28 protein-coding genes are annotated in these 26,832 nt (G+C 70.3%); 13 read left to right on the forward strand and 15 right to left on the reverse strand.

The window, feature by feature from the left end:
- The first annotated feature begins 3 nt into the window (after positions 1-3).
- From G5B31_RS09745 to G5B31_RS09765, 5 genes are all read left to right on the forward strand, one after another.
- Positions 4-810 carry a CbbQ/NirQ/NorQ/GpvN family protein gene (locus G5B31_RS09745; protein ID WP_165016663.1) on the forward strand — a complete coding sequence of 269 codons (807 nt, stop codon included), beginning with the start codon at positions 4-6 and terminating at the stop codon, positions 808-810.
- 8 nt (positions 811-818) lie between these two features.
- Complete coding sequence (locus G5B31_RS09750) at positions 819-2,738, forward strand: nitric oxide reductase activation protein NorD (protein WP_165016665.1); 1,920 nt, start codon at positions 819-821, stop codon at positions 2,736-2,738.
- Between the two features lie 98 nt (positions 2,739-2,836).
- A complete protein-coding gene (locus G5B31_RS09755; protein WP_394352127.1) occupies positions 2,837-3,340 on the forward strand; it encodes a cytochrome c oxidase subunit 3 in 504 nt (167 codons plus the stop codon).
- Positions 3,337-3,582 (forward strand): cytochrome C oxidase subunit IV family protein, encoded by a 246-nt coding sequence (locus G5B31_RS09760; protein WP_240904360.1) that lies wholly within the window; start codon positions 3,337-3,339, stop codon positions 3,580-3,582. Before G5B31_RS09755 ends, G5B31_RS09760 begins: the two co-directional genes overlap by 4 nt.
- 15 nt (positions 3,583-3,597) lie before the next feature.
- Complete coding sequence (locus tag G5B31_RS09765) at positions 3,598-4,281, forward strand: NnrU family protein (protein ID WP_165016669.1); 684 nt, start codon at positions 3,598-3,600, stop codon at positions 4,279-4,281.
- Here G5B31_RS09765 and G5B31_RS09770 read toward each other — a convergent pair.
- The 8 genes from G5B31_RS09770 to G5B31_RS09805 all read right to left on the reverse strand — a co-directional run bounded on the left by G5B31_RS09770 (position 4,278) and on the right by G5B31_RS09805 (position 12,247).
- Positions 4,278-6,443: a TonB-dependent receptor gene (locus G5B31_RS09770; RefSeq protein WP_165016671.1), complete on the reverse strand. Its 2,166-nt coding sequence runs from the start codon at positions 6,441-6,443 to the stop codon at positions 4,278-4,280. The two genes, G5B31_RS09765 and G5B31_RS09770, sit on opposite strands and share 4 nt — an antisense overlap.
- 157 nt (positions 6,444-6,600) lie before the next feature.
- Complete coding sequence (locus tag G5B31_RS09775; protein WP_165016673.1) at positions 6,601-7,161, reverse strand: DUF4202 domain-containing protein; 561 nt, start codon at positions 7,159-7,161, stop codon at positions 6,601-6,603.
- Between the two features lie 9 nt (positions 7,162-7,170).
- Positions 7,171-7,869, reverse strand: coding sequence for a Crp/Fnr family transcriptional regulator (locus G5B31_RS09780; RefSeq protein ID WP_165016674.1), 699 nt, complete (start codon positions 7,867-7,869; stop codon positions 7,171-7,173).
- Between the two features lie 73 nt (positions 7,870-7,942).
- Positions 7,943-9,193, reverse strand: a complete 1,251-nt coding sequence (locus tag G5B31_RS09785) for an NnrS family protein (protein WP_165016676.1) — start codon at positions 9,191-9,193, stop codon at positions 7,943-7,945.
- The gene (locus G5B31_RS09790) at positions 9,190-9,963 is read right to left on the reverse strand and encodes an ABC transporter ATP-binding protein (protein WP_165016678.1); all 774 of its coding nucleotides are present in this window, start codon (positions 9,961-9,963) and stop codon (positions 9,190-9,192) included. Before G5B31_RS09790 ends, G5B31_RS09785 begins: the two co-directional genes overlap by 4 nt.
- A complete protein-coding gene (locus G5B31_RS09795; RefSeq protein WP_165016680.1) occupies positions 9,960-10,769 on the reverse strand; it encodes an ABC transporter permease in 810 nt (269 codons plus the stop codon). Before G5B31_RS09795 ends, G5B31_RS09790 begins: the two co-directional genes overlap by 4 nt.
- Position 10,770: 1 nt before the next feature.
- The gene (locus G5B31_RS09800) at positions 10,771-11,760 is read right to left on the reverse strand and encodes an ABC transporter substrate-binding protein (RefSeq protein WP_165016682.1); all 990 of its coding nucleotides are present in this window, start codon (positions 11,758-11,760) and stop codon (positions 10,771-10,773) included.
- Positions 11,761-11,845: 85 nt separating this feature from the next.
- Positions 11,846-12,247, reverse strand: a complete 402-nt coding sequence (locus tag G5B31_RS09805; RefSeq protein ID WP_165016684.1) for a hypothetical protein — start codon at positions 12,245-12,247, stop codon at positions 11,846-11,848.
- A 170-nt stretch (positions 12,248-12,417) separates the two neighbouring features.
- Here G5B31_RS09805 and ric point away from each other — a divergent pair, with 170 nt between their 5' ends.
- From ric to adh, 3 genes are all read left to right on the forward strand, one after another.
- A complete protein-coding gene (gene ric / locus G5B31_RS09810; RefSeq protein WP_165016686.1) occupies positions 12,418-13,080 on the forward strand; it encodes an iron-sulfur cluster repair di-iron protein in 663 nt (220 codons plus the stop codon).
- 424 nt (positions 13,081-13,504) lie between these two features.
- On the forward strand, positions 13,505-14,446 hold the full coding sequence (locus G5B31_RS09815) for a helix-turn-helix domain-containing protein (RefSeq protein ID WP_165016688.1): 942 nt from the start codon (positions 13,505-13,507) through the stop codon (positions 14,444-14,446).
- A 129-nt stretch (positions 14,447-14,575) separates the two neighbouring features.
- Entirely contained in the window at positions 14,576-16,096 is a 1,521-nt protein-coding gene (gene adh / locus G5B31_RS09820; RefSeq protein WP_165016690.1) for an aldehyde dehydrogenase, read from the forward strand.
- A gap of 359 nt (positions 16,097-16,455) precedes the next feature.
- Here adh and G5B31_RS09825 read toward each other — a convergent pair whose 3' ends face one another.
- The 3 genes from G5B31_RS09825 to G5B31_RS09835 are packed head-to-tail and all read right to left on the reverse strand — an operon-like array spanning position 16,456 to position 18,755.
- Positions 16,456-17,625 carry a CaiB/BaiF CoA-transferase family protein gene (locus G5B31_RS09825; protein WP_165016692.1) on the reverse strand — a complete coding sequence of 390 codons (1,170 nt, stop codon included), beginning with the start codon at positions 17,623-17,625 and terminating at the stop codon, positions 16,456-16,458.
- 3 nt (positions 17,626-17,628) lie between these two features.
- On the reverse strand, positions 17,629-18,261 hold the full coding sequence (locus G5B31_RS09830) for a DsbA family protein (protein WP_394352124.1): 633 nt from the start codon (positions 18,259-18,261) through the stop codon (positions 17,629-17,631).
- The gene (locus G5B31_RS09835) at positions 18,258-18,755 is read right to left on the reverse strand and encodes a DUF721 domain-containing protein (protein WP_165016694.1); all 498 of its coding nucleotides are present in this window, start codon (positions 18,753-18,755) and stop codon (positions 18,258-18,260) included. The genes G5B31_RS09830 and G5B31_RS09835 overlap by 4 nt, the downstream gene beginning before the upstream one ends.
- Before the next feature lie 121 nt (positions 18,756-18,876).
- Between G5B31_RS09835 and mutY the strand changes: the two genes are divergently transcribed.
- From mutY to G5B31_RS09850, 3 genes are all read left to right on the forward strand, one after another.
- Positions 18,877-19,911 carry an A/G-specific adenine glycosylase gene (gene mutY, locus G5B31_RS09840; RefSeq protein ID WP_165016696.1) on the forward strand — a complete coding sequence of 345 codons (1,035 nt, stop codon included), beginning with the start codon at positions 18,877-18,879 and terminating at the stop codon, positions 19,909-19,911.
- An 88-nt stretch (positions 19,912-19,999) separates the two neighbouring features.
- The gene (locus G5B31_RS09845) at positions 20,000-21,139 is read left to right on the forward strand and encodes an alkane 1-monooxygenase (RefSeq protein ID WP_165016698.1); all 1,140 of its coding nucleotides are present in this window, start codon (positions 20,000-20,002) and stop codon (positions 21,137-21,139) included.
- A 55-nt stretch (positions 21,140-21,194) separates the two neighbouring features.
- Positions 21,195-21,620 carry a GFA family protein gene (locus tag G5B31_RS09850; RefSeq protein WP_165016700.1) on the forward strand — a complete coding sequence of 142 codons (426 nt, stop codon included), beginning with the start codon at positions 21,195-21,197 and terminating at the stop codon, positions 21,618-21,620.
- A gap of 122 nt (positions 21,621-21,742) precedes the next feature.
- Here G5B31_RS09850 and G5B31_RS09855 read toward each other — a convergent pair whose 3' ends face one another.
- A complete protein-coding gene (locus G5B31_RS09855) occupies positions 21,743-22,864 on the reverse strand; it encodes a site-specific DNA-methyltransferase (RefSeq protein WP_165016703.1) in 1,122 nt (373 codons plus the stop codon).
- An 88-nt stretch (positions 22,865-22,952) separates the two neighbouring features.
- Entirely contained in the window at positions 22,953-23,582 is a 630-nt protein-coding gene (locus tag G5B31_RS09860) for a ribonuclease HII (RefSeq protein WP_394352125.1), read from the reverse strand.
- Between the two features lie 96 nt (positions 23,583-23,678).
- Here G5B31_RS09860 and rpe point away from each other — a divergent pair, with 96 nt between their 5' ends.
- Together rpe and gph are read left to right on the forward strand one after the other, a co-directional pair.
- Positions 23,679-24,365 carry a ribulose-phosphate 3-epimerase gene (gene rpe, locus G5B31_RS09865; RefSeq protein ID WP_165016706.1) on the forward strand — a complete coding sequence of 229 codons (687 nt, stop codon included), beginning with the start codon at positions 23,679-23,681 and terminating at the stop codon, positions 24,363-24,365.
- Positions 24,362-24,997: a phosphoglycolate phosphatase gene (gph, locus tag G5B31_RS09870; RefSeq protein ID WP_165016709.1), complete on the forward strand. Its 636-nt coding sequence runs from the start codon at positions 24,362-24,364 to the stop codon at positions 24,995-24,997. The genes rpe and gph overlap by 4 nt, the downstream gene beginning before the upstream one ends.
- 65 nt (positions 24,998-25,062) lie before the next feature.
- Here the strand turns inward: gph and G5B31_RS09875 are convergent, their stop codons facing one another.
- On the reverse strand, positions 25,063-25,947 hold the full coding sequence (locus G5B31_RS09875; protein ID WP_165016713.1) for an MBL fold metallo-hydrolase: 885 nt from the start codon (positions 25,945-25,947) through the stop codon (positions 25,063-25,065).
- A 175-nt stretch (positions 25,948-26,122) separates the two neighbouring features.
- Positions 26,123-26,611, reverse strand: coding sequence for a hypothetical protein (locus tag G5B31_RS09880; RefSeq protein ID WP_165016716.1), 489 nt, complete (start codon positions 26,609-26,611; stop codon positions 26,123-26,125).
- Positions 26,612-26,832 lie beyond the last annotated feature (221 nt).

Here is a 26,832-nt window from a genome sequence, read left to right on the forward strand (position 1 = left end):
AAGATGGACGGTTCCCGAATCCTGAAGGGGACGGCTGACGCCCCCTTCTACCTGCCCCAGGGCGACGAGGTCTCGGTCTTCGAGGCCGCCGCCGCCCGCCGCCTGCCGGTGCTGCTGAAAGGCCCCACCGGCTGCGGCAAGACCCGCTTCGTCGCCCATATGGCGGCGCGGCTCGGCCGGCCGCTCTATACCGTGGCCTGCCACGACGACCTGTCGGCTGCCGACTTGATCGGCCGCTGGCTCTTGAAGGGCGGCGAGACGGTCTGGGCCGACGGCCCCCTCACCCGCGCGGTGCGCGAGGGCGCGATCTGCTACCTCGACGAGGTGGTGGAGGCCCGCAAGGACGTGACCGTGGTCCTGCACCCCTTGACCGACGACCGCCGTATCCTGCCGATCGACCGAACGGGAGAGGAGCTGGAGGCGCATCCCGATTTCCTTCTGGTCGCCTCCTACAACCCCGGCTACCAGAACATCCTGAAGACGCTGAAGCCTTCGACCCGGCAGCGCTTCGTCGGGCTGGAATTCGGCTTCCCGCGGCCCGAGCACGAAATCCCGGTGGTGGCGCGCGAAAGCGGGCTGGCCGAGGATCGGGTGCAGCCGCTGGTGCGGCTGGCGGGCAAGCTGCGGGCGATGAAGGGGCAGGACCTGGAGGAGGGAATCTCCACCCGCCTCGTGGTCTATTGCGCGCAGCTGGTCGCCGGGGGGATGCCGGTCGAACGCGCCATTCGCGCCGCGATGATCGAGCCGCTGACGGACGACCCGGATGTGAAGGCCGGGCTCCGCGATCTTGTGACCGCCGTTTTCGGGTGAGGCCGGCGATGTCACGGATCGAGTTCGAGCCATGGGAGCCCGAGGAGACTGTCGGGAAACTGTGGCACGCCTTTGCCAGCCGTCTGGACGCTGACCCCGCGCACGATGGAGCCCGTGTCCCGCTGTCACAGCTGGGCGGGCGGCTGGCAGTCCTGTTCCGCGGTCTCGGCGGCGATGCCTCCGTCGAGATCAAGCCGGTGGCGGAAGAGACCAGTCCCCACCGGCTGGGCCTGCTGCGCGGCCTGGGGACATGGCGCGAATCCGTTCCCCGCGCCAGCTACGACGGCACCACCCTGCGCCTGCCGGAGTCGCTGGCCGTCTTTCCCGCAGCCGAGGCCAATGCCGCGCTGTATCTCTGGCTCGCCGCCGCGGCGGCCGCCCTGCGCGACATGCCGCCGGTGGAGGAGAACGATCCCCTGCTGGCCGACCTGGCCGCCATCGACACCGCCCGCGCGATGACCGAAGCCGCGCTGCACTTGGCCCCCGGCTTCCGCGCCCTGCACACCGATCTCTGCGCCGCCGTGCTGGCCACCCGCCGCACCGCCGCCCTTCCCGCCGCCGAGGCGGCGGTGGAGGCCCGCGTCCGCGCCGCCCTCGGCCAGGACATCGCCCTGCCGCCCTTGCCGCCGCGCGCGCCCCGCGGCTACCGCCCCTTCCGCCCGGTGCCGCTCTGGCCCGACCTGCGGGTGGCGGCCCGCTCCGAGGCCACCGCGGTCGAGACCCGCGCCACCGAGGGCACCCCGGAACAGTCCGAGGAAAGGACCGCCCGCCGCGCCCGCCGCCGCAAGGCCGATCAGGCCGACCGCAACGACAGCTTCATCCTCCACAAGTTCGAGGCGATCCTGTCGATGACCGAGTTCCTGAACCTCAACCGCCGGGTGGAGGACGACGACGAGGATACCGCGAAGAAGGCCGCCGACGATCAGGAGGAGATCGGGCTGGCGCAGGTGTCGAAATCCCCGGCGACCAGGCTGAAGCTGCACCTCGACCTCGCGCCCGAGGATGTGGACCGGCAGGCGCTGTCCGGCGTGACCACCTATCCCGAATGGGATGCCCGGACCCGCAGCTACCTGCCCGCCCATGCCCGCGTGCTGCATTCCCGCGCCGAGGCTGGCACCGAAACGCCGCCCTTCCGCGCCGATCCGCGCGCCGACGCCCGCATCCGCGCCGTCCGCCGCCAGTTCGAGGCGCTGCGGCCCGCGCTGGTCTCCACCCCCGGCCACCCGGACGGCGACGTGCTGGACACCGAACGCGCCGTCCGTGCCCGGGTCGACCTGCTCGCCAGCGGCGAGGGCACCGACCGGGTCTGGCGCCAGACCCGCCCCGAACGCCGCGACCTGGCAGTGTCGATCCTCTTGGACATCTCGCGGTCGACCGAAAGCGCCCTGCCCGGCCACGGCCACGACGGCCGCGCGGTGATCGACATCGAGCGCGAGGCGCTGGCCGCCCTGGCCTGGGGGCTGGACGCCTGCGGCGACGGCTTCGCCATCCACGCCTTTTCCTCGCTGCGCCGCGACCGGGTCTTCGTGCAGGAGGTGAAAAGCTTCGCCGAGCCGATGGCCGAGGGCGTGGAGGCCCGGATCGCCGCCCTGCGCCCCGGGCACTACACCCGCCTCGGCGCCGCCATCCGCCATGTCTCGGCCGGCCTCGCGCGCGAAGGGCGCAAGCGCCGGCTGCTCCTGGTGATCACCGACGGCAAGCCCAACGACCTCGACCATTACGAGGGCCGCCATGGCATCGAGGACAGCCGCATGGCGGTGCAGGAGGCGCGCCGCGCCGGCCATTCCGTCTTCGGCATCACCGTGGACCGCGACGGCAAGTCGTGGTTCCCGCGGTTGTTCGGACAGGGCGCCTTCGCCCTGATCCCGGATGCGGAGCGGCTGACCCAGGCGCTGCCGCAGATCTACCGGCAACTGGTGACGGGATGACCGACGCTCTTCGGACACTTCGTGCCTCATCGCCGACCCCCTGCGAGGAGAAGTCGAAGACGCCCGACGAGCCGTTCGGCCAATTGCCCGGCGACCTGATGATGTGGGTGCTGATCGTCTCGGAACTGGCGGTCTTCGGCGCCGGGCTGGCGGCCTTCCTTGCCGTCCGCCTGACCGATCCCGCCGGCTTCGCCGAGGCGCAGACCCACCTGCACCGCACCGGCGCCGGCATCAACACCATGGTGCTGGTCACCTCCGGCTGGCTGGCGGCGCTCGCCTTGCAGGCGGTGGAGCGGGGGCAGGTCGCGCGGATGCGGGGGCTGCTGGCGCTGGCCTCGCTGCTCGGCTGCGTCTTCCTGGCCCTGAAGGCGCAGGAATTCGCCGACCTCTGGGCCGCGGGCATCAGCTTCGAGACCCATGGCTTCTTCACCTTCCACATGCTGCTGACCGGCTTCCACGCCGCCCATGTGCTGGCCGGCATCGTCCTGCTGGCACTTGTCGCCACCCTCGCCACCCCCCGGGCGGTGGAGGCGGGCGCCGCCTTCTGGCACATGGTCGATCTGGTCTGGGTGATCCTGTTCCCGGTGGTCTACCTGATATGAGCGTCACCTCTGCCTGGGCCCTTCTCGTCGCATTGTCTGCCGGCTCCACCCTCGCCGCCGTCAGCGGCCTGACCGGCCCCGTGCTGGCGCTGACCGTTCTGGCCCTGGCCTGGGGCAAGGCGCAGCTGATCCTGAACCGCTACCTCGGCCTCGCGCAGGCCCCCGCGATCGCCCGCGGCTTCGCGCTGGCGCTGGCGATCTTCATGGCGGTGCTGGCGACCCTTGCGGCCGCCGCCGGATAGGGCGAGAGTCGCCGCATGGCATGGATCGAACTCGCACTGGCCATGGCGCTGTTCCTGGCCTCCCACCGCATTCCCGCGGCGCTCGGGGTCAAGGGGCGGCTTCTGGCCGCGCTCGGCCCGCGCGGATATGGGCTGCTGTTCTCGGTGGCCTCGGTGCTGCTGTTGTGGTGGCTGATCTCCGCCGCCGGGCGGGCGCCGTTCATTCCGCTCTGGGACCAGCAGCCCTGGCACCGCTGGGCGGCGAACATCGTGATGCCGCTGGCCATCGCGCTGGCGGTCTTCGGCGTGGCCGCCCCCAACCCCTTCGCCTTCGAGGGCCGCCGCATTGGCTTCGACCCAACCCGCCCCGGTATCGCCGGGCTGACCCGCCAGCCGCTCCTGTGGTCGCTGGCGCTGTGGTCCGGCGTGCATCTCTTGCCGAACGGCGACCTCGCCCATGTGCTGCTGTTCGGCCCCTTCCTGATCCTGGCATTGACCGGGATGCCGATGGTCGAACGCCGCCGCCGGCGCGAGATCGGCGCGGCGGAGTGGAGCCGCCTGACCGCCCATACCGGCCTGATCCCCTTCGCCGCCCTGCTGGGCGGCCGCTGGCGCCCCCGCGGCCTGCCGCCGCTGGCAAGAGCGGCGGTCCTGCTGCTGACATGGGCCGCCGTCTGGCACCTGCACGAGCCGTTGATCGGCCTCTGGCCGGGCGTCTAGAACGCCAGCTTTGCCCCCAGGTAGAAGGCCCGTCCCTCGCCCGGGATGAAGGCCGCCTGCGTGGGTGAGGCCTGGTCCACCACCAGCGTCGAGGAGGCATAGCGTTCGTCGAGGAGGTTCGTCACCTCGGCCACGATCACCGCATTCTCGCCCACCGACCAGGACGCCCCCAAGTCCACCAGCGTGTAGGGCTGGTTGAACACCGTGTTCATGTTGTCCACCGGCGTCTTGCCCGGCACCCAATGCACCGTGCCCGACAGAGCCAGCTTTTCGGTCGCCTGCCAGTCCAGCGCCAGCGTCAGCACATGCTCGGGCGCGCCCGCCAGCCGGTTGTCGCCGCGCAGCGGGTCGTTGTCGAAGCGGAAGTCCTGCCAGGTCCAGGCCACCCGCGCCTCCAGCGTATCGCTCAGCGCGGCCCCCAGCCCCAGCTCCAGCCCACTGTGCACGGTGCGGTCGGCGTTGACCGAGGCCAGCGCCGCCCCGCTGGTATCGCGCAGCGACAGCAGTTCGTTCTTCAGCCGCGAATGATAGGCGGTCACGTCCCAGCTCAGCGCCCCCGCCTCGCCGCGCCATCCGGCCTCCAGCGTCACCGCGGTTTGCGCCTTCAGATCGGGCGTGGCGAACATCGCCCCCGCCGGGCCGGAGTTCGGCGTGCCGCCCACGGTGCCGATCAGGTCGTCATGGGTCGGCGGCTCGAAGCTTTTCGCCAGCGAGACCCAGGCGAATTGCCCCTCGGCCGGTTTCCACGACAGCGCCAGCGAGGGCGCGAAGCCGGAATAGTCGCGGTCGTAACTGGTGGACACCGCCGGCGCGGTGCCGGGGGTCGGACCGCCCGGCCCGAAGGCGATGGTCGGCCGGGTCGCGCCGGTCCAGAGGTCGGTGTTCCTGCGGCTGGCATGGATGAAGGCCAGCGCCGGCGACAGGGTGAAACCGCCGATCTCGACATTGCCGCCGGCATGGATCGACAGGGTTTCCGATTTCAGCTTGTTGCTGCCGAAGGCCGCGCCGCGGGTGCCGCCGATGTTGTGGAAATAGTCCCGGTCGGCCTCGCCCAGCGACCAGCTGAAGCCCGCCTCGAACAGCGGCAGGTCGCCGGCGCCCGGGATGGTGTAGCGGGCGGTCAGGGTGCCGTCGGTCCCCTCGGTATCGCGGAAGCCGGCAGAGACCGGGAAGGCGAAGCTGTCGTCGGTCCGCCCGACCGACAGGCCCACGTCGAACAGCCCGCCCGCGCCTTCCCATGTGGTGCGCAGGCCGGCCAGCGTCTGCACAGTCTCGCGGTGCGGCTTGTCGCGGACGACGTTCGGCCCGGGGTTGGTCGGCACGCCGCCCACCATCACCGGCCCGCGATGGACCTGGGTCGGATCATCCTGCAAGGCGGCCCAGGTCAGAGGCCCGGCCACGTCAAAGGAGAGGTCGGTATGGGTGAAGAACAGCCGCGTGGTGGCCTCGCCCATGGCGAAGGTGACGTTGCCGCCGACCACGGTGCGGTCCGAACTGTTGTAATCGCGGAAGCCGTCGCTTTCGGAATGCTCCAGATGGAACCAGCTGTCCGCCGTCTCGCCGTCGATCCCGTAGCTCAGCGCGAGGTCGCGACGGCCGAAGCTCCCCGCCCCCAAGGCCCCGCGCCAGCCGGGCTGCGAGGCGCCGGAGGGCGAGGTGAAGTTCAGCGCCCCGCCCATCACCGCCGCGCCCAGCCGGTTGGCCGCCGCGCCGCGGAACACCTCGATGGTTTCCGCCCCGCCCGGGCTGGCGATGCCCACCACATAGGCCCCGTCGGCGCGGTTGACCGGCATCCCGTCGATCATCACCAGCAGCCCGCGCTCCGCCGGGTTCTGCTGCTGGCCCGAGCCTCGGATCTGGATGCGCGGCTGGTCGTTGCCGCCGAAGAACTCCTGCAAGACGATCCCCGGGTTCAGCCGCAGCGCATCGGTCAGCCGCGGCGCCACCTCGGTATCCTTCGCCGCGCTGCGGTCGATCAGCGTCACCCCGCCCGGGGTGACGCCGAAGCGCAGCTTCACCGGGTTGTCGGCCTCCAGCCAGATCGTGCCGAGGTCGATGGTGGCGCCGGGAGAGACCGATTGCGCCAGCACCGGCGCGGCGGACAGCACGGTCCCGGCCAGCAGCATGGCAAGGGCGGGACGGGAGAGGCGGGAAGCGGGCATGGGCCAGGTCCTTTCGCAGGAAGCAGCGTCCGGTTCCTGGCGAAAGGCTGGGTGAAGGACATCGGCACAGCGGTGCGCCATGCCGCCCGCGAAGGGTTTGACCAAAGTCAAATGATGACAAAAAGACTCTGGAATCGGGGCCGTGCCGCCACGCGGTTCAGTCGTGGAAGGCCGCCGCCAGGTCCTCGGGCAGGTCGAACTCGGCCAGCACCCGGGCGCGGGCTTCGGCCGACATCTTGCGGGCAGTCTTCTCGACGATGCCGGGGATTTCCTCCTGCGGCCGGGTGGCGGCGAAGGGCGCGAAATACCAGCGCAGGAAGGTGAAGCAGATCACGTCCTCCAGCGCCTGCACCTCGGCATCGCGCTTGATCCCCTCTTTCCGCAGCAGCACGCCGACGCGGGCGCAGTCCTCCGGGCCGAACCCCGCCTCGGCCATGATCCCGGCCACCCGCTCGGCATGGCGCCGCCCCTGCTCGCGCCGCCAGGCCAGATAGCCCGGCTTGCCTTCCGGCCAGGCGCTGCGCGGCAGCAGCCAGCGCTCGACATGCTGCCCCCGCGCCGCGATCCGCAGGACGGCGGAGGCCTCGGGGAACAGCCGCTCCAGCTCCGCCGTCATCCGCTGGCCGTAGAGCAGCGCGGCGGGCACGCCCTCTTCCAGCGTCGGGTCGGCGGCATTGGCGGCGTCGATCAGCGCAATCGCCTGGGTCAGATCGGCCATCCCCGCCCCCTACCGTGCCCAGGCCAGCGCCGGGTCTTCCTCGACATAGGTCCGCAGCACCGCCACGTCGTCGATCTGCGCCAGGTTCTGCCGGATCGTCACGCCCTGCTCCTTCAGCCGGGCGAAGGCGCGGCTCAGGCTTTCGGGCTTCATCCCCAGCCGCCCGGCGATCAGCACCTTGTCGTAGGGCAGCGTCACCTCGCAGGCCCCGGCCTCGCAATCGGCCAGTTCCAGCAGGAATTCCGCCACCCGCTGCGCCCCGGTCTGCGCTTTCAGCGCCTCGATCTGGCCGACGAGGGCGTGCAGATGGGCGAAGGTAGCCGACAGGATCGAGATCGCCACCTCCGGGTTGTCGCGGATCTGGCGCAGGAAGCTGTCGGCCTCGATGCGGATCAGGGTGCAGTCGGTCACCGCCTCGGCCGCCACCGGATAGGTGTCGTCGCGGAAGGCCACCGCCTCGCCGAAGGAGGCGCCCTTGGTGAAGGCGCCCACCACCGCCTCGGTGCCGTTCGGGGCGATGCGATACAGCTTCACCCAGCCCTCGGCGACGATGTAGATCGCCCGGGCCCGCTCGCCCTGCAGGAAGATCGTCGCGCCGCGGTCGAAATGGCGCACATGCGCCTCGGCCAGCACGGCGCGGGCGACCGGCTCGGGGGCGGAGGCAAGCAGCAGCGAGGCTCTGGCAAGAGCGATGAGTTCGGGCTTCATCGGCGGCGTTCCTGTCAGACGGGGCGCGGCGACCCTAGCGGTTGTGCGCGGAAAACGCCACCCTCGGCCTGCCCTAGCAGCCCTCGTGATTGCCCAGGGTCTCCGGGTCGGACAGGATCGGACAGTAGGCCCGCAGCCACAGCCCGAAGGCCAGCGCCCAGAGCGCCGCCGAGGCGATGTGCAGCGCCTGCGCCTCGCCGCCGGCGATCTCCGGCCAGATCCGGCAGGCGGTGGCCGCCAGCAGCGCCGCCATCGCCGCCTTCACCGGCCGGCCGAAGGGCAGCGAATGCCCGGCATGGAACAGGCCGGCGATGGACAGCACGGCCAGCGTCGCCAGCCCGAGGCCCCCCATCAGCGCCAGATGCCAGCCCCCGGCCTCGGCCAGGGGCGCGCCGATTCGCGCCGCGCCCAGCCAGATCAGCCCGGCCCCGGCCATCCCTGCGGGCAGCGACAGCGCCAGGATCTCCGCCCGCAGCGCGGCGCGGCCGATGAAGCCCTCGGCCATGCGGTCGATGAAGCCCGCCCCCGCCGCCAGCAGGAGCCAGCCGCCCACGGCCGGGCTGGCGCCCATGGCCTGCGCCACCACCGCCAGCGCCACCAGCCCGGGGGCAAGGTTCAGCCGCCCGGGATGCGGCCGGAACGGCGAGGTCTGCTCGCTGGGGTCGAGGACGAGGTTGGTCACCGCCACCGCGATCCGCGCCAGCGCCAGACCGAGGAGGCCCAGGAACACCAGCCCGCCGAGCCGCATCATCTCCCCCGCCTCGAAGGCATCGCCGCGGATCATGTGCCAGCGCGCCACCGCCTCGGTCGCGCCGAACGCGGCCAGCCAGCACAGGAAGGCCAGCAGGTTGTCGGTCCGCTTCTGCCAGCTGATCCGCGCGCCGTAGAGCACCAGCCCGGCGATCCAGCCCAGATCGGCCAGCGCGGCGACCGGCGTCAGCAGGTCGAGGCCGAACAGCCCGATCACCCGCGCAACGCCCCACAGCCCGGCCAGCAGCCACAGCGCCCGGCCCTGCAGCTTCGGCGTGTCGGTCCATTCCGGGAAGGCGCTGGTCAGGAAGCCGATCAGCGCGGCGCCGAAGCTGCCCCAGATCATCTCGTGCATGTGCCAGACGCCGGGGGTCATCGCGGTCGTCCCCACCAGCCGGTAGCCCTGCACCGCGACCCAGAGGAAGGGCCAGAGCGCGGCATGGAGAGCCGCCAGCGGGAAGAACAGCCGAAAGCCCTCGTCCGAGATCACCGCAGCCAGCCCGGGCCGCGGGATCGGCAATTCGGCCGGCGGGACACAGGCAGTGCCGCGCAGGTTCGGGATCGGCGCGGTCATGCGATCCGCCTTTCGTCCACGTCATGGATATGGCGGAACAGCGGGTCCTCGTGCTGCCAGCGCCGGGTCAGGGCGAAAACCGCCTCGTCGTCGCGGCTGCCGGGCGCGCCGGGCAGGTGCCGCACCCCCATGATCCCCCGCCCCTCCGGGTGCAGCACCGCCACCCGGTGGGCGATCCGCGCGGCTTCCGACAGGTCGTGGGTGACGAAAAGGCCGGAGAAAGAGGCCTGCGCCACCTGCGCGATCACCAGATCCTGCATCCGCCGCTTCAGCGCCGCATCCAGCGCGGTGAAGGGCTCGTCGAACAGGATGAAGTCGGGCGCCACCACCAGCGCGCGGGCGATGGCGACGCGCTGGCGCATCCCGCCCGACAGCTCCACCGGATATTTGCCCAGGTCGGCGGCGTCGAAATGCACCCGCGCCGCGGCGGTGCGGGCGGCGTCCCGCGCCGCGTGCCGGCCCATGCCGGCCAGCCGCGCAGCATAGGCGATGTTCGCCTCGGCCGTCGCCCAGGGCATCAGCCGCGGCTCTTGGAACACCATCGCCTGCCGGGCGAAGCGGCGGGCGATCCGCCCCGACTTCTGCTCCAGAAGCCCCGCCGCCAGATGCACCAGCGTAGACTTCCCGCAGCCCGAGGGGCCGATCAGCGCCACCACCTCGCCGGGCATCACCGCCAGCGAGATGTCGCGCAGCACGTCGCGGCCCAGGAAGGCATGGGTGACATGGGCCAGTTCAAGAACGGGGGCGAAGTCCAGCACCGGATCGGTCATCGCTTCACCCCCCAGGGCCGCGCGGCCTCGCGCCAGCGTTCGGTCTCGGCCCGCAGCGGGTGCAGCACGCCGTATTCCAGCGCCACCAGCCCGGCCACGGCGATGACGATCCAGGCCAGCGCCATGGTCACGTCCATATATTGCCGCGCCCGCGCCAGTTCATTGCCGATGCCGCCGACCGAGGTCAGCACCTCGATCATCACGGCGACCTTGACCGAGGTCGCCAGCCCCAGCACCAGCGCCGGGAACAGATGCGCCAGCATCTGCCGCATCCCGACCGACCAGAACCGCCGCCAGGGTCCCGCGCCGAACGCCTGCGCCATGGCGTCGAGGCCGCGGTCGCGGCCCGCCACGCCCTCGGCAGTGCCGGCGAAGACCAGCGGGACAACGCCGACAAGGATCGTCGCCATCACCATGCCGTCGGTGGCGCCGAACCAGATCATCGCCACCACCAGCCAGGCGATGGGGGGAACGCCCAGGATCACCGTCAGCAGCGGCCGGGCCAGCCGCATGGTGGCCGGCGAATAGCCCGCCGCCAGCCCGGCCATCCCGCCGACCGCCCCGGCCAGCACGAAGCCGCCGGCCGAACGGGCCATGGTCCGCCCGATGATCTCCCACGACGCCGGGTCGCGCAGCAGGTCCACCGCCGCCGCCAGCACCGCCAAGGGGGCGGGCAGGATGAAATCGCCCCAGGCCTGGTGCCCGGCCTGCCAGAGCGCGGCCAGCAGGCACAGTCCGGCCAGCCCCGCCCAGCCGCCCCAGAGGAAGCGGCCCGCCCGGCCCAGCCTGTGCAGGATCTGGTCCATCTTACAGCAGATAGAAGCCGTCGTCCGGCAGCCTGCCGCCGATGATGGCGGCATCGGCATCGGCCACCGCGGCGAACATCGCCTCCAGCGCCGGACGGGCGGCGCGGGCCGGCGTGGCCAGCAGCGCGCAATGCGGGATCGACTTCGCCAGCACCGGCGCGGGCATCCCCAGGGCATCCGCCGCCGAGGCCGCAGCCGCCTCCGGCGCGGCCAGCACCTGCGGCACCGTGGCGGCAATCGCCGCCTGCAAGGCCGCGGCAGCCTCGGGCGCGGAGGCGATGAATGCATCGGTGACGCCAAGCCCCGCCTGCGGGATCGAGGCGCCGAGGCCGGTGATCCGGCCCCATTCCGCCTGCAGGTCGATCACCCGGTGCATCGCCCTTCCCTCCTGCGCCGCCCGCATCTCGGCCATGGCGCCCGCGGGTTCCGGCAGCACCCCGGCATCGGCGCGGCCGGTCAGCAGCAGCTGCACCGCCTCGATCGGGTTGGCGGCGGCCACCACTTCGACATCCGTCGCCGCCATCCCGGCCTCCAGCATCAGCCGCTGCATCAGGATGTCGGGCGTGTCGTTGCGGAAGGGCAGCGCCAGCCGCTTGCCCTTCAGGCCGGCGATGGTGGTCAGCGAGGCGTCGGGGCTGACCACATAGACCAGCCCGTCGGTCATCACATTCGCCAGCCGCACGCCCAGGCCGCGGGTATACAGGTTCGCCGCCGCCAGCGTCGGCAGGATCACCGCCCCCATGGTGCCGGAGGCCAGGCCCGCCCGCAGCTCGTCCGGGTCCTTCCACGGCGCGAAGGTGACTGTCCCGGCGATGCCGTCCAGCGCGCCCGAGGCCACCGCATGGGCCAGGGTGATCGAAGGCCCGGCGGGCGGGCCGTAGAGGTGCAGTTCCACCAGCATCGGCGCCGCGCGCAGAATGCCGGGCGCCGCCAGCGCCGCCCCGCCCGCCGCCGCCAGCCCGATCAGCCGCCGCCGCGAAATCCTGTCCATATGGTCTCTCCGTCTCTTCCCGGGGCTGGCGGCGGCTGGCCCGGGACTCATGTCCATCGGCGCGGATAATACCCGAGTCAAATACTCAGGTCTTGACTTGCATCAAGCGCAGCGGAATCCCCGCCAGCACCCCGATCCGCACCGCCAGCGCCACCGGAACGGCATAAAGCGCCAGCAGGTTCCCCAACCCCAGTTCCGCCACGGGCTGCAGCCCCCGCGCCGGGCCGAGCGTCCAATGCAGCGCAACCGCCGCCAGCAGCCCGGCCAGCCACAGCGGCGGCAGCGCCCGGCCGGGCAGGGCCAGCGAAGCCAGCAGCAGCCAGAGCCACCACCACAGCCGCGCCAGCCCGGCCAGGCCGCTGGCCGTCATCAGCAGGCTCGCCCGCAGGTCGAAGGGCCAGAGCGCGCCGCGCCATGTCGCCAGCGCCACGGCAAGGGCCAGCAGCCCGAGAATCCACAGAACCGCCCATCCGATCCGCGCCGCCATGCCGTTTCCTCCGGTTTGCGCCTTGGCTACGCCGATCCCGCCCGCGGTCAAGGCCGCCCGGCCGGGGCATAGCGCCGCATTCGGTATCTCAGATTGACATTTATCAAGGGATGGCCGCCGCACCTGCGCTACTCGGTCAAGGCATGGACCCATGCCCGAAAGGAAGCGCCATGTCCCTGTCCCTTTCCCCCGATTCCACCGTTTCCGAGATCGCCAACACCCTGCCCGGCGCCGCCGAGGTCTTCCGCCGCCACGGCATCAGCTTCTGCTGCGGCGGCAAGGCCAGCCTCGCCGAGGCGGCGGCGAATTCCGGCTTCCCGCTGGCCGACCTGACCGCCAGCCTTCAGGCGCTGGTCGACGGCGCCGCCCATGACGCGCCGCAGGAGACCGGCGCCCTGATCGACCATATTCTGACCCGCTACCACGACACCCATCGGGCCGAGCTGGAATGGCTGATCCCGCTGGCCCAGAAGGTCGAGATGGTCCACGGCGACCGCGAAGAGGCCCCCCACGGCCTGGCCGAGGCGCTGATCGCGCTGGCCGAGGACCTGGACAGCCATATGGTGAAAGAGGAACGGGTGCTGTTCCCGATGATGAAGCAGGGCGGCAACCCGATGATCGTCCACCCGATCGCGGTGATGCGACACGAACATGACGACACCACCGCCCTCCTGCGCCGGATCGAGCATGTCTCGCACGGGCTGACCCTGCCCGAGGGCGCCTGCGGCTCCTGGACCGCGCTTTACACTGGCGTCGCCAAGCTGACCGAGGATGTGGTCCGCCACATGCATCTGGAGAACGACATCCTGTTCCCGCGGTTCGAGGCCGCCTGATCCCCCGGTCCGGCGGCTTGCCCGCCGGGTCTTCCTTCCTGCTGTCGGAAAAAAGTCGGCTGCGGCGCCCGGCCCTCTTCTGCCGGAATGCCGCAGCCAGTCTGGAGTCGGGACCCGCCCGGGACGAAGGGGCGGGCCTCGACAGGAGATTGCCGCGATGGGGCAAGCGGTGGCAGCTGGCTCCGAATGTGGGTCGGTCCGCTGACGGCCACCGGGCTTGCCCTTGCCGCAGGACCAATCTGCCCCAGCCCGCGGGGATCTTGATTGACTTATGTCAATCGTCCGAGAATTTCATGCCGCTCGACCCGGGAAGGCCTGCGCCGGCCGCGCAGAGCCGGCTTGCCGCAGGTCCTCCCCTGTCCTATCCTCGACCGGCATATCCCGGAAACCGACGCCGCCCCGCCACCCACCCGCAGGGGGACCGATGCCGACATCGACCACCCAGCACAGCTCCCGGATCGAGGCCGCGATTTCCGGCGGCCTCGCGGCCCGTTCGGCGCTGGCGGCCTCCTGGGCGCGGTCGGCCCGGCTCTACCGGCTGGACCCGGCCGAACGGCAGCGCGACCACCGCATCACCGCGCAGGAACTGGCGCAGGCCCGCGACAGCCTCGGCGCGCTGCTGCCCGCCGCCGCGCCGCATCTGGACCGGCTGTTCCAGGCGGTCGGCGGCCTTGGCGCCTGCATCGTGCTGGCCGATGCCCAGGGCATCGCCGTGGACCGCCGCGGCAATCCCGGCGACGACGCCGATTTCTCCGCCGCCGGGCTCTGGACCGGCACCGCCTGGTCCGAGGCCGAGGCCGGCACCAACGGCATCGGCACCTGCCTGGCCGAGGGCCGCGCCGTCACCATCCACCGCGAACAGCATTTCCTGGCCCGCAACATCGGGCTCAGCTGTTCCTCGGCCCCGGTCCACGGGCCGGAGGGGCAGCTGATGGCGGTGATCGACGTCTCCACCGCCCGCGCCGACCTGCCCGATGCCGTGGCCGGGCTGATCGGCGCCACGGTGGCCGAGGTCGCCCGCAAGGTCGAGGCCGACCTGTTCCACCGGCATTTCCCCCGCGCCCGCATGGTGCTGGTGCCCGGGCTGGACCGCGGCCTCGGCGCGCTACTGGCGGTGGATGCCGACGACCTGGTGATCGGCGCCACCCGCGCCGCGCGCAGCCACCTGGGCCTGACCGGCGACCTGGCCGCCGCGCCGCGGCCGGTGGCCGACCTGCTGGGACTGGAGAGCCACGACAGCCTCGCCGAAGCCGAACGCGCGGTGCTGTCGCGGGCGCTGGCGCGATCCGGCGGCAATGTCTCGGCCGCCGCACGGGCGCTCGGCCTGTCCCGGGCGACGCTGCACCGCAAGCTGGACCGCACTTAGCCCGCCCGACTGTCGCAGTTCTGCGACACATCCGCCGGGCGGTCTCCCCTCTCCCGGGTGATCGACTCGCCAATCCGTCGCAGCCTTCCGCCATGGGCCGCGAGGAGGCGGCCTTCGGAGGAGGACACCATGAACGAGATGACCCAGAAGGCCGGGCTGGCCGGCTCTCCCTTCAAATCCCGCTACGACAACTGGATCAGCGGCAAGTTCGTGCCCCCGGTCGGCGGGCGCTACATGGACAACGTAACGCCGATCACCGGCGGCGTGGTCTGCGAGGTCGCCCGGTCAGACGCCGCCGACATCGACCTGGCGCTGGACGCCGCCCATGCCGCCAAGGAGGCCTGGGGCAAGACCTCGGCCGCGCACCGCTCGAACATCCTGCTGAAGATCGCCGACCGGATCGAGCAGAACCTGGAGCTGATCGCCACCGCCGAGACCTGGGACAACGGCAAGCCGATCCGCGAGACGGTGAACGCCGACATCCCGCTGTCGGTGGACCATTTCCGCTATTTCGCCGGTGTCCTGCGCGGGCAGGAAGGCACCATGTCGGAGATCGACAACGACACCGTGGCCTATCACTTCCATGAACCCCTGGGCGTGGTCGGCCAGATCATCCCCTGGAACTTCTCGATCCTGATGGCGGCCTGGAAACTGGCCCCGGCGCTGGCCGCCGGCAACTGCGTGGTGCTGAAACCGGCCGAGCAGACTCCGGCGGCGATCATGGTGCTGATGGAACTGATCGGCGACCTGCTGCCGCCCGGCGTGTTGAACATCGTCAACGGCCTCGGGGCCGAGGCCGGCAACGCGCTGGCGCGGTCGAACCGCATCGCCAAGATCGCCTTCACCGGGTCGACGGCGACGGGCCGCAAGATCATGGAGGCGGCCACCGTCAACCTGATCCCGGTCACGCTGGAACTGGGGGGCAAGTCGCCCAACATCTTCTTCTCGGACGTGATGGCGCAGGACGACGCCTTCCTCGACAAGGCGGTGGAGGGCTTCGTCCTCTTCGCCTTCAACCAGGGCGAGGTCTGCACCTGCCCCTCGCGCGCGCTGATCCAGGAGGACATCTACGACGCCTTCATCGAACGCTGCATCGCAAGGGTGAAGGCGATCAAGCAGGGCGACCCGCGCGAGGCCGACACGATGGTGGGGGCGCAGGCGTCGAAGCAGCAGCATGACAAGATCATGTCCTACCTGAAGATCGGCCGCGAGGAAGGCGCCGAGGTGCTGGTCGGCGGCGATGCCGCGCGGTTCAACGGCGAGATCGCCGAAGGCTTCTACATCCAGCCGACCATCCTGAAGGGCCACAACAAGATGCGGGTCTTCCAGGAGGAGATCTTCGGGCCTGTCGTCTCGGTCACCACCTTCAAGGACGAGGCCGAGGCCTTGGCCATCGCCAACGACACCATGTATGGCCTCGGCGCCGGGGTCTGGACCCGCGACGGCACCCGCGCCTACCGCTTCGGCCGGGCGATCGAGGCGGGGCGGGTCTGGGTCAACAACTACCACGCCTATCCGGCCCACGCGGCCTTCGGCGGCTACAAGCAGTCCGGCATCGGCCGCGAGACGCACAAGATGATGCTGGACCACTATCAGCAGACCAAGAACATGCTGGTCAGCTACAACCCGAACAAGCTGGGCTTCTTCTGAGGCTTTTGCGGGAACGGGAGAGGCGCGGGGGAACCCCCGCGCCTCTTGCTTTGGGGTGAGTCGGTTGAAGCGAGACGCGGCTCCGTAGGGGGCTACTTCATCCCTCCACACCTCGCGTCGGGCGGGAAAAGGCGAGGCACTGCCTCGCCCCCGCCCGTGCACAGCATGTCAACCGGAGACGGTGCGGTATGAGACTGGGAGAGGCCAGCGCCCGACCCGGTGGGCGAGAAGCGCCCGCCGAGGGCGGGGCGGGCGCTGGCCGGGCCTTGAGGGCCCGGCCGGACAAGGGGAAACGTTGCACTGTGGCGAAGGCACGCGCCTTCGCCAAGGCAAAGGATAAAGGCGGGGCGAACCCCGCCCTACGTCCCCGGTAGGGCGGGGTTCACCCCGCCATCCCGTCGCTCCCCCAGCACTTCGTCCTGGTGCTCGCCAAGCCTCGGCGAGGGGCGGTCCAGCGCAAGCTCCGCGCCCGAAAACGTCATCGGGCTGCGCACGCCCGGCACGCCATCGGGAGAAATCCGCATCCCGCGGGCCTGCACCTGCGGGTCGGCGAAGACGCCCTCCATGTCGTTGATCGGCCCGGCCGGCACGCCCTGCGCCTCGCAGGCCGCCAGCAGGTCGGCCATGTTCCACGCCTTCGTCGCCGCGGTGATCCGCTCCGTCATCCCGGCCCGGTTGGCGATGCGGTCGGCGTTGGTCAGGAACGCCGGCGCCTCGGCCATGTCCCCGAGCCCGAGGATCGCACAGAGCTTGCGATACTGGCTGTCGTTCCCGGTCGCCAGGATGATCCAGCCGTCGGCGCAATCGAACACGGCATAGGGCGCCAGGTTCGGATGCGCATTGCCCATCTTGCGCGGCGAGACCCCGGTCGCCAGGTAGTTCATCGCCTGGTTCGCCATGATCGAGGTCGCCACGTCCATCAGCGCCATGTCGATCTGCTGGCCCTCGCCCGTGCGCCCGCGCTGCACCAGCGCCGCCAGGATCGCGGTGGCGGCATAGACCCCGGTGAACACATCCGTGACCGCCACGCCCACCTTCTGCGGCTGGCCCTCCGGCTCTCCGGTGACCGACATCAGCCCGGCCATGCCCTGGATGATGAAGTCGTAGCCCGCCCGATGCGCATAGGGCCCGTCCTGCCCGAAGCCGGTGATCGAGCAATAGATCAGCCGCGGGTTCACCTTGCGCAGGGACTCCCAGTCCAGCCCGTATTTCGCCAGGCCACCGACCTTGAAGTTCTCGATCACCACATCGGCCTCGGCGACCAGGCGGCGCACCACCTCCTGCCCCTCGGCGGTGCGGAAATCGCAGGTGATGCCCTTCTTGCCGCGGTTGCAGCTGTGGAAATAGGCGGCCGAGCGGTCCCCGTCCCTTTCGATGAACGGAGGCCCCCAGCGGCGGGTGTCGTCGCCCTCGGGCGCCTCGACCTTGATCACCTCGGCGCCGAGGTCGGCCAGCGTCTGCCCGGCCCATGGCCCGGCCAGGATCCGCGCCAGCTCGATGACGCGGATGCCTTCCAGCGGTGCGGCCATGTCCTATTCCGCCAGCTTGGCGTCGATGATCGCCTTCAGGTCGGCATAGGACATGTTGCCGTGCTTCTCGCCGTCGATCATCAGCGTCGGCGTGCCCTCGATCTGGTCGGCCTTCATGTTCTCCTCGAAGCGCTTGACCATCGCATCCGCCATCGGCGCATCGTTCATGCACTGGTTCAGCTGCTCTTCGGTCATCCCCGAGGCCAGGCCGATCTTGCGGATGTTCGCCACCGCGGCGGTGGGATCGTCGGTGCCGGCCCATTCGTTCTGGGTGGCGAACAGGGTGTCGGCCACCGGGAAATACTTCAGCTCGCCGCCGCAGCGGGCCATCATCGCGGCCCAGAGGCCGTAGCGGTCGAAATAGACCTCGCGCAGGGTGAAATGCACCTTGCCGGTGTCGATGTATTCCGCCTTCAGCGGCTTGAACACGGCTTCGGTGAAATGCGCGCAATGTGGGCAGGTGAAGCTGGCGTATTCGACGATCTTCACCGGGGCGTCGGGATTGCCGATGCTGAAATCCTTGACCTCGGGCGCGGCCGGAGCTTCGGTCTCCGCCTCGGTCTCCTGTCCCAGCACGGGGCTGGCGGCCATGGCGGCGGCAAGGGCGATCAGCGCCCGGCGGTTCATCTTCATCATCTCTTGTCCTCTGCGGCCTTCCGCCGTGTTAGAATATTCTGCCCCAGGCGTTCAAGCGCCGCCCGCAGCCCGTCGTCGCCGACCCCCCCGGCGGCGGCCTTGGCCTGCGCCTCCAGCGCCGGGTCCGGCTGCGGCTCCACACTGGGCGCGGGCGCGAACTGCGCTTGCCCCTCGGCGAAGCCGGTCGCCGCCGTCTGGGTCAGGTGGATGCGGGCGATGGCGTTGTAGCCGTAGACCGCGTTCACCCGCGCCCGCAGCGCCTCTTTCTGCATCTCCACCACCGGCGCCGCGGCCCCGCGCACCAGCAGCGTCAACGTCGCGCCGAAGCCCTCGCGCCCGTAGCCCACTTTCACCGGGCGGGTGACGGCGGCAAGGTCCTTGCCCGCCACCTCTTCCCAATGCGTCAGCAGCTTCGCCACCGCGAACCCCCGGGCCTCGCCCGCCGCCCGCACCTCGCGCGCCATCAGGCCGAAGGCGGGCTCGAAGCCCCGCATCCTGCGGTCCTTGCCTGGTCCGGGTTTCAAAGGTCGCATCTGGCCTTCACCGTTTCTGCAAGGCTATCTTAGCCGAACCGCGCCCTCCCGCCAGTGGCGCATCCGTGACAAGGCATAAAGAATGCGTGACGCCAGGCCCGACCCGGGCCAAGCCGGAGCCCTGCTGCTGGACTGGTATGACCGGCACGCCCGCACCATGCCCTGGCGCGTGGGGCCGCGCGACCGGCTGGCCGGGCATCGGCCCGATCCCTACCGGGTCTGGCTGTCGGAGGTGATGCTGCAGCAGACCACCGTCGCCGCCGTGCGCGACTACTTCCACCGCTTCACCGCCCGCTGGCCCACGGTGCAGGCGCTGGCCGCGGCGAAGGACGAGGAGGTGATGGCCGAATGGGCCGGCCTCGGCTACTACGCCCGCGCCCGCAACCTCCTGAAATGCGCCCGGGCGGTGGCCGACCTGGGCGGCTTCCCCGAGACGCGCGAGGGGCTGCTCGCCCTGCCCGGCATCGGCCCCTATACCGCCGCCGCCGTCGCCGCCATCGCTTATGACGAGCCCGCCACCGTGGTCGACGGCAATGTCGAGCGGGTGATGGCCCGGCTCTTCGCGGTGGAAACCCCGCTGCCGACCGCCAAGCCGGACCTGACGGCGCTGGCCGAAAGCCTGACGCCGCGCGACCGGCCGGGAGACCATGCCCAGGCGGTGATGGACCTCGGCGCCACCATCTGCACCCCGAAGTCGCCGGCCTGCGGCATCTGCCCGCTGACCGCGCTCTGCCTCGCCCGAGCGGCCGGCATTCAGGCCGAGCTGCCGCGGAAACTGGCCAAGCCCGCCAAGCCCACCCGGCAGGGCAGGCTCTGGCTGGTGCGCAACGGCCCGCTGTGGCTGGTCGAGACCCGGCCGGACCGCGGCCTTCTCGGCGGCATGACCGGCTTTCCCGGCGATGGCTGGGACGGGTCGGGCGGGGCGGAGCCGGTGGAGGCCGCATGGCGCGACATCGGCGAGGTCCGCCACACCTTCACCCATTTCCACCTGATCCTGCGTGTGCTGGCGGCGGAGACCGACGCCAACCCCAGCCGGGGCAGCTATGTCCGGCTGGCCCCGGCCAGCCTGCCGACGGTGATGCGCAAGGCCTACGACCTGGCGGAGAAGACGGGATGACCCGCAGGGGCGCAATTTCGCCGCGTTGAGCTGCCATCCTGCCGCGGATAGAGTCCTCCCGGACGCGCCTGCACCGAAAGAACCTTCCATGACCACACCGGACATGACTTCCCCCCGCAGCGCCCTGCCGTTCTGGCTGTCGCTCGGCACCGTGCCCATGGCCTTCCTCGGCATGGGCCTCGGCGGGATCTGGGTCCTGGCCCTGCCGCTTTACTGCTGGGCGCTGTTCTCGCTTCTCGACGCCGTGACCGGGCTGAACGAGGACAACCCCGACACCGACACGCCCGAGGACCAGCTCTACCTCTACCGCCTGCTGACGATGATCTGGTTCCCGGTCCAGTTCCTGACGCTGTGCTTCATGCTGTGGTTCGTGCCGCAGGCGGGGCACCTGAACATGGCGGAGAAGGTCTTCCTCTTCATCGGCATGGGGGTGATGTCCGGCACCATCGGCATCAACTACAGCCACGAGCTGATGCATCAGAAGCCCAAGCTGGAGCGTTGGCTGGGCGACCTGCTGCTGGCGACCGTGCTCTACTCGCATTTCCGCACCGAGCACCTGAAGGTCCACCACCTTTATGTCGGCACCCCCCGCGACGCGGTGACCGCGCGCTACAACGAGAACTTCCACCGCTTCTTCGCCCGGGTGCTGCCGGAAAGCTGGCTGTCCGCCTTCCGCACCGAGAAGGCCTGGCTCGCCCGCAAGGGGCGGCCGTGGTTCCACCCCTCGAACCCGTTCTGGCGCTACTGGGGGCTGCAAGCCGCCATGATGCTGATCGCGCTGGCGCTCGGCGGCTGGATGGGGCTGGTGTTCTTCCTGATCCAGGCCTTCGTGGCGATCTGGCAACTGGAACTGACCAATTATGTCGAGCATTACGGCCTGACCCGCCGCTATCTCGGCGACGGCAAATACGAACACGCCCTGCCGCGGCATTCCTGGAACGCCTCGCACCGGGCGACCAACTGGCTGCTGATCAACCTGCAACGGCATTCGGACCACCATTACAAGCCCGACCGCCGCTTTCCGCTGTTGCAGACCTACGGCACCGACGAGGCGCCGCAACTGCCCTTCGGCTATCCGATGATGAACTTCGTCGCCCTGATCCCGCCGCTCTGGCGCCGCCGGATGAATCCGCGGGTGCGCGCCTGGCGTAAGCAGTTCTACCCCGACATCGCCGACTGGCAGCCCTACAACAAGGGCCAGAACCCGATGCCCGCCGGGGCGCCGTAACTTCCCCTCGCCGCCGGGGCCGGCTATCCTGCCCCGGACCGGCGGAGGATGGGCCATGACCAGCGAAAGCCAGCAGCACGAGGCGGCCTGCCATTGCGGCGCGGTCAGGTTCCGGGTGCGGCTGACGGATGGGTTCCGCACCGCCCGGCGCTGCTCCTGCTCCTATTGCCGGATGCGCGGGGCGGTTGCCGTCTCCGCCGCGGTGGGGGACATCGCGTTCATCGCCGGCGAGGAGAACCTGACGCTCTACCAGTTCAACACCCTGACGGCGAAGCACTGGTTCTGCAAGACCTGCGGCATCTACACCCATCACCAGCGCCGCTCGAACCCCCGCGAGTTCGGGGTGAACGTCGCCTGCCTCGAAGGCGTCAGCCCCTTCGACTTCCCCGAGGTGCCGGTGGTGGACGGCGTTTTCCATCCCTCGGATGCCGCCACCGGCTCCCGCGTGGTGGGCATCCTGCGGTTCGAGGCCGAAAGCTAGGCCGGAAAAAACCCCGCCATGCGGACATGGCGGGGCAGGTGCACCCCAGGCGGACCAGGGCGCAGGCGTAACCTTGAATGTCGGGGTAGGGCGGGGTTCACCCCGCCTTCAGTTCTGGGCCTTCAGTTCGGCCGGCGGCCGTCCGATTCCATCTCCGCCCGGATCTGCTGGCGCAGGATGTCGATCGGCACCATCTTGCCGTCGCGGCGGAAGTGCCAGTAGGTCCAGCCGTTGCAGGAGGGCGCGCCCTCCAGCGCCGCGCCGACCTGGTGGATCGAGCCCTTCACGTCATTGCCGATCAGCGTGCCGTCGGCGCGCACCTTGGCCTTGAAGCGGTTGCCGATGGAGAACAGCTCCTCCCCCGGCCGCAGCATTCCGCGCTCGACCACCTGGCCGAAGGGCACCCGCGGCTCGGCCCGTTTCGAGCCGGTGACCTCCAGCGCCGAGGCGTCGTATTTGCGCACCCGCGCCAGCCGCTCGGCCGCAGCCTTGCGATAGGCTTCCTCGCGCTCGATGCCGATGAACTCGCGGCCCAGCATCTTCGCCACCGCGCCGGTGGTGCCGGTGCCGAAGAACGGGTCCAGCACCACGTCGCCGGGGTTGGTGGTCGCCACCAGCACCCGGTGCAGCAGGCTTTCCGGCTTCTGCGTCGGATGGGCCTTGTCGCCGGCCTCGTCCTTCAGCCGCTCGTGCCCGGTGCAGATCGGCAGCACCCAGTCCGACCGCATCTGCACGCCTTCGTTCAGCGCCTTCAGCGCCTCGTAGTTGAAGGTGTATTTCGCCGCCTCGTCGCGGCTGGCCCAGATCAGCGTCTCATGGGCATTGGTCAGCCGGCGACCCTTGAAGTTGGGCATCGGGTTCGACTTGCGCCAGACCACGTCGTTCAGAAGCCAGTAACCCTGGTTCTGCAACTCCGCCCCCAGCCGGAAGACGTTGTGGTAGCTGCCGATCACCCAGATCGCCCCGTTCGGCTTCAAGAGCCGCTTGGCGGCCTTCAGCCAGTCCCGGGTAAAGGCGTCGTAGCTGGCGAAGGAGGAGAACTGGTCCCAGTGGTCGTCCACCGCATCGACCTTGGAATTGTCCGGCCGGTGCAGCTCGCCCTTCAGTTGCAGGTTGTAGGGCGGGTCGGCGAAGATCAGGTCGACGGACCCTGCGGGCAGGGAGTTCATCACCTCGATGCAGTCGCCCGCAAGGATCTGGTTCAGCGGAAGGTTTCCTTCCGCCGTGGTATTCCTGGTCGTCATGTCTCTGCCTCTGTCCCCGGCATCTTGTGCGCCGATGTTGGGCTGAATCATGAGTCAGAGGCGATTCGCCGTCAAATTCTTTTTTGAATCAGTCACTTACAGAAATAGCTTGGCACAATATATTGTGGACGGGGGCGAAGGAACGTCTATGAAACGGGGTGACCCCAAAATCTAGAAGCGCCTGCAGATGGGCCCTGGTCGGGTAGCCCGCGTTCCTGTCCCAGCCGTAGCCGGGGTGCTGTTGCGCCAAATCCACCATGATCCGGTCGCGCGTCACCTTGGCCACCACCGAGGCCGCGGCGATCGACAGGCAAAGCGCGTCGCCCCTAACGATGGCGCGCGAGGTGCAGGCCAGCCCCTTCGGGATCAGGTGGCCGTCCACCAGCGCATGGTCGGCGGGCAGCGCGGCCACCGCCCGCTCCATCGCCAGGTGGCTGGCGCGCAGGATGTTCAGCCTGTCGATCTCCTCGACCGAGGCATGGGCGACCGAGACCTGGGCGTGATCCATCAGCCAGTCGAACAGCCGCTCGCGCGCCAAGGCGGTCAGCATCTTGGAATCGCGCAGGCCCTGCGGCAGGCGGCCCGGCTCCAGCCGCACCGCCGCCGCCGTCACCGGCCCGGCCAGCGGCCCGCGGCCCACCTCGTCCACGCCGACGACGTAGAGGGCGCCGCCTTGCAGCGCCGCCTCTTCCTGTCCGAAATCCGGTTCCATCGTCATCGGCCGTTCCTCCGGCTGCATTTCTCCCTCTGGCCCTGCCGGGCTGCAAGGGGTATCGACCGGCGCAGGGGACTCACGCGGAAGGAAGGCTGCCGGATGACATTCTCGCGCAAGATCAAGATCGCGCCCTCGATCCTTTCCGCCGATTTCGCCGATTTCGGCCGGGAAATCCAGGCGATCGAGGCGCAGGGCGCCGACTGGGTGCATGTCGACGTGATGGACGGGCATTTCGTGCCGAACCTGACCTTCGGCCCGCCCGCGGTGGCGGCGTTCCGGCGGCATGTGAAGACGGTGATGGACGTGCACCTGATGATCGCCCCGGTCGATCCCTATATCGACGCCTTCGCCAAGGCGGGCGCCGACATCCTGACCGCGCATGTCGAGGCCGGGCCGCATATCCACCGCACCCTGCAGGCGATCCGCGGCGCCGGGATGAAGGCCGGCGTGGCGTTGAACCCGGGCACTCCGGCCGAGGCGGTGGAGCATCTGCTGGACCTGGTCGACCTGATCTGCGTGATGACGGTGAACCCCGGCTTCGGCGGACAGAGATACATCGACATGACGGCGAAGGTGCGCCGCCTGCGGGCGATGATCGGCGACCGTCCGGTGCATATCGAGATCGACGGCGGCATGGACCCGGTGACCGCGCCGCTGATGGCGGCGGCGGGGGCGGATGTGCTGGTGGCGGGCTCGGCGGTGTTCAAGGGCGGGTCGGTGGAGAACGCGCAGGTCTACGGCGCCAACATCCGCGCGATCCGGGCGGCGGCGGAAAGCGCGCCTTGATCCTGGTCTTCGACCTCGACGGCACCCTGGTCGATTCCGCCCCGGACATCAGGGCGGCGGTGAACCGGATGCTGGCAGGGCTGGAGCAAGGGCCGATGGACCTGCCGACCATCATCGGTTTCGTCGGCAACGGGATGCCGAAGCTGGTGGAGCGGGTGATGGCGGCGAGGGGCATCGACCCGGGCCGGCATGGCGATCTGACGCAGGTCACGCTGGACCACTACGCCGCCGCACCCTCGGCGCTGACCCGGCCCTATCCGGGCGCTCCGCAGGCGCTGGCGGCGCTGGAAGCGGCGGGCCACCGGCTGGCGGTCTGCACCAACAAGCCCGAGGCCCCGGCGCGGGCGATCCTGGCCGACCTCGGCCTTGCCCGGCATTTCCCGGTGGTGGTCGGCGGCGACAGCCTGCCGGTCAGGAAGCCCGACCCGGCCCCGGCGCTGGCCTGCGTCGAAGCCCACGGCGGCGGCGCGGCGGCCTTCGTCGGCGACAGCGAGGTGGATGCGGAAACCGCCGCGGCGGCGGGCCTGCCGTTCTACCTCTTCACCCGAGGCTACCGGAAATCCCCCGTCGAGGCCCTGCCGCACCGGGCGTCCTTCTCGGACTTCGCCGAACTGCCCGGCCTGATCGGCTGACCTCCTCCAGCGCCTTCGGCTTGTCGTCTGGGCCCGCGAAGAGGGCCGAAGGCACCGATGAGCGATTAAAGCCCGTTCACCGGCACCTTCAGCATCGGCCGGCCGTCGGGATCCTTCGGCACCTCCCCCGCCCGCATGTTCACCTGCAAGGAGGGGATGATCAGCTTCGGCACCGACAAGGTGGCGTCCCGCGCCTGCCGCATCGCCACGAACTCCTCGCGCGTGCGGCCGCCGCCGACATGGATGTTGTGCGCCTTCTCGTCGGCCACCGTGGTCTCCCAGCGGATCTCGCGGCCGTTCGGGCCGTAGTCGTGGCACATGAACAGCCGCATCCCGCCGGGCAGCGCCAGCACCTTCTGGATGCTGTCGTAAAGCTCCCCGGCATCGCCGCCGGGGAAATCGGCGCGGGCCGAGCCGCCGTCGGGCATGAACAGCGTGTCGCCGACGAAGGCGGCATCGCCCATCACATGGGTCATGCAGGCCGGCGTATGGCCGGGGGTGTGGAGGGCGAAGCAGGCCATCCCGCCGACCGTATAGGTGTCGCCGTCCTTGAACAGCGCATCGAACTGGCTGCCGTCGCGCTGGAACTCGGTCCCCTCGTTGAAGATCTTGCCGAAGGTGTCCTGCACCACGGTGATCTTCTCGCCGATGCCGACCTTGCCGCCGAGCGCCTCCTGGATGAAGGGCGCGGCGGACAGGTGGTCGGCATGGACATGGGTCTCGATGATCCATTCCAGCCGCAGGCCATTATCTCGGATGAAGGCGATGATGCGGTCGGCGGAATCGTGGGTGATGCGCCCGGCGGCGTAGTCGATGTCCATCACGCTGTCGACCACCGCGCAGGCCGCGGAGCCGGGGTCCTTGACCACATAGCTGATGGTATTGGTCGCCGGGTCGAAGAAGGCCTCGACCTCGGGGCGGAGGTTCAGGTTCAGGGGATAGCCGGTCATCTGGGTCTCCTTTCCGGCGCCGGGCCGGAAAGGGATTATACATAGAAGGGGCTGAATTTGTAAGCCGCCCCTGCAACGAAGTTGGGGGCGAGGGCTGCCCGTCCCCTCGCCCCCCTGCGGCGCGGCCCCTGCCGGACCGCGCCCCGCCAGGCCCCAGGCGGGCCCGCGGCTGTCCTCAGTAGCCCCGGCCGCGGCGGTGGCGGTCCTCCAGCCGGAAGCCGGCGTCCAGCAGGCAGCGTTCGGGATAGACCCGGTCGCGCTTGCCCCAGATCCGCGCCTCGGTGGCGCAGTGCCGGGGCAGCCGGGCCTCGACGCCCTCGCGGCGCAGGCAGCGCTCGGGGTAGACGGTGACGCTGCGCCGGCCGCTGTCGAACTCCATGGCGCAGACGGCGGGGATGCGCTTGGCATGGGGCTTGCGCTTCTTGTGCCAGGCCGGATCGGCCCAGCCCTGCGGCTGCGGGCGGAAGCCTTCCGCCTCGTAGATCGTCGCGGGCTGGGTGCGCAGGGTGTCGGCGGCGCGGGCGGGCAGCGCCGCCCCCAGCATCAGCGACACCGCCGCCGCGCCGGCGGCCAGCCACCAGCCCAGCCGGCTGGCCGAGGGGCGCCGGTCCGGCGCAGGGGTGCGGGCGATACGGATCGTTTCCGTCGGATAGGTCATGGTCATTCCAGCCTCCATCTGCTCTGGCGGTCCGCCCTTGCGGCGGTTGCGCCCGGTGATGGGGAAAGGCTGGGCCAGCCCCGGCAGGACAGGCAATATCGGCCCGCTGTCAGGCGATAGCACCCCGCCCCGCCGCCGCGGTTATGCGATAACAGCACTCGCGCGGCCCTTGCGTTATTGAATATCCGGCCGCGCAGGGCCAATCTGACGGGGACATCGGGCAGACT

Source organism: Rhodobacter sp. SGA-6-6 (assembly GCF_011043545.1).
Lineage (GTDB): Bacteria > Pseudomonadota > Alphaproteobacteria > Rhodobacterales > Rhodobacteraceae > Pseudogemmobacter.

Coding starts and splice junctions, on each gene's coding strand:
- G5B31_RS09745 (WP_165016663.1), top strand. CDS start 4: ATGGACGGTTCCCGAATCCTGAAGGGGACGGCTGACGCCCCCTTCTAC.
- G5B31_RS09750 (WP_165016665.1), top strand. CDS start 819: ATGTCACGGATCGAGTTCGAGCCATGGGAGCCCGAGGAGACTGTCGGG.
- G5B31_RS09755 (WP_394352127.1), top strand. CDS start 2,837: ATGATGTGGGTGCTGATCGTCTCGGAACTGGCGGTCTTCGGCGCCGGG.
- G5B31_RS09760 (WP_240904360.1), top strand. CDS start 3,337: ATGAGCGTCACCTCTGCCTGGGCCCTTCTCGTCGCATTGTCTGCCGGC.
- G5B31_RS09765 (WP_165016669.1), top strand. CDS start 3,598: ATGGCATGGATCGAACTCGCACTGGCCATGGCGCTGTTCCTGGCCTCC.
- G5B31_RS09770 (WP_165016671.1), bottom strand. CDS start 6,443: ATGCCCGCTTCCCGCCTCTCCCGTCCCGCCCTTGCCATGCTGCTGGCC.
- G5B31_RS09775 (WP_165016673.1), bottom strand. CDS start 7,161: ATGGCCGATCTGACCCAGGCGATTGCGCTGATCGACGCCGCCAATGCC.
- G5B31_RS09780 (WP_165016674.1), bottom strand. CDS start 7,869: ATGAAGCCCGAACTCATCGCTCTTGCCAGAGCCTCGCTGCTGCTTGCC.
- G5B31_RS09785 (WP_165016676.1), bottom strand. CDS start 9,193: ATGACCGCGCCGATCCCGAACCTGCGCGGCACTGCCTGTGTCCCGCCG.
- G5B31_RS09790 (WP_165016678.1), bottom strand. CDS start 9,963: ATGACCGATCCGGTGCTGGACTTCGCCCCCGTTCTTGAACTGGCCCAT.
- G5B31_RS09795 (WP_165016680.1), bottom strand. CDS start 10,769: ATGGACCAGATCCTGCACAGGCTGGGCCGGGCGGGCCGCTTCCTCTGG.
- G5B31_RS09800 (WP_165016682.1), bottom strand. CDS start 11,760: ATGGACAGGATTTCGCGGCGGCGGCTGATCGGGCTGGCGGCGGCGGGC.
- G5B31_RS09805 (WP_165016684.1), bottom strand. CDS start 12,247: ATGGCGGCGCGGATCGGATGGGCGGTTCTGTGGATTCTCGGGCTGCTG.
- ric (WP_165016686.1), top strand. CDS start 12,418: ATGTCCCTGTCCCTTTCCCCCGATTCCACCGTTTCCGAGATCGCCAAC.
- G5B31_RS09815 (WP_165016688.1), top strand. CDS start 13,505: ATGCCGACATCGACCACCCAGCACAGCTCCCGGATCGAGGCCGCGATT.
- adh (WP_165016690.1), top strand. CDS start 14,576: ATGAACGAGATGACCCAGAAGGCCGGGCTGGCCGGCTCTCCCTTCAAA.
- G5B31_RS09825 (WP_165016692.1), bottom strand. CDS start 17,625: ATGGCCGCACCGCTGGAAGGCATCCGCGTCATCGAGCTGGCGCGGATC.
- G5B31_RS09830 (WP_394352124.1), bottom strand. CDS start 18,261: ATGATGAAGATGAACCGCCGGGCGCTGATCGCCCTTGCCGCCGCCATG.
- G5B31_RS09835 (WP_165016694.1), bottom strand. CDS start 18,755: ATGCGGGGCTTCGAGCCCGCCTTCGGCCTGATGGCGCGCGAGGTGCGG.
- mutY (WP_165016696.1), top strand. CDS start 18,877: ATGCGTGACGCCAGGCCCGACCCGGGCCAAGCCGGAGCCCTGCTGCTG.
- G5B31_RS09845 (WP_165016698.1), top strand. CDS start 20,000: ATGACCACACCGGACATGACTTCCCCCCGCAGCGCCCTGCCGTTCTGG.
- G5B31_RS09850 (WP_165016700.1), top strand. CDS start 21,195: ATGACCAGCGAAAGCCAGCAGCACGAGGCGGCCTGCCATTGCGGCGCG.
- G5B31_RS09855 (WP_165016703.1), bottom strand. CDS start 22,864: ATGACGACCAGGAATACCACGGCGGAAGGAAACCTTCCGCTGAACCAG.
- G5B31_RS09860 (WP_394352125.1), bottom strand. CDS start 23,582: ATGACGATGGAACCGGATTTCGGACAGGAAGAGGCGGCGCTGCAAGGC.
- rpe (WP_165016706.1), top strand. CDS start 23,679: ATGACATTCTCGCGCAAGATCAAGATCGCGCCCTCGATCCTTTCCGCC.
- G5B31_RS09875 (WP_165016713.1), bottom strand. CDS start 25,947: ATGACCGGCTATCCCCTGAACCTGAACCTCCGCCCCGAGGTCGAGGCC.
- G5B31_RS09880 (WP_165016716.1), bottom strand. CDS start 26,611: ATGACCATGACCTATCCGACGGAAACGATCCGTATCGCCCGCACCCCT.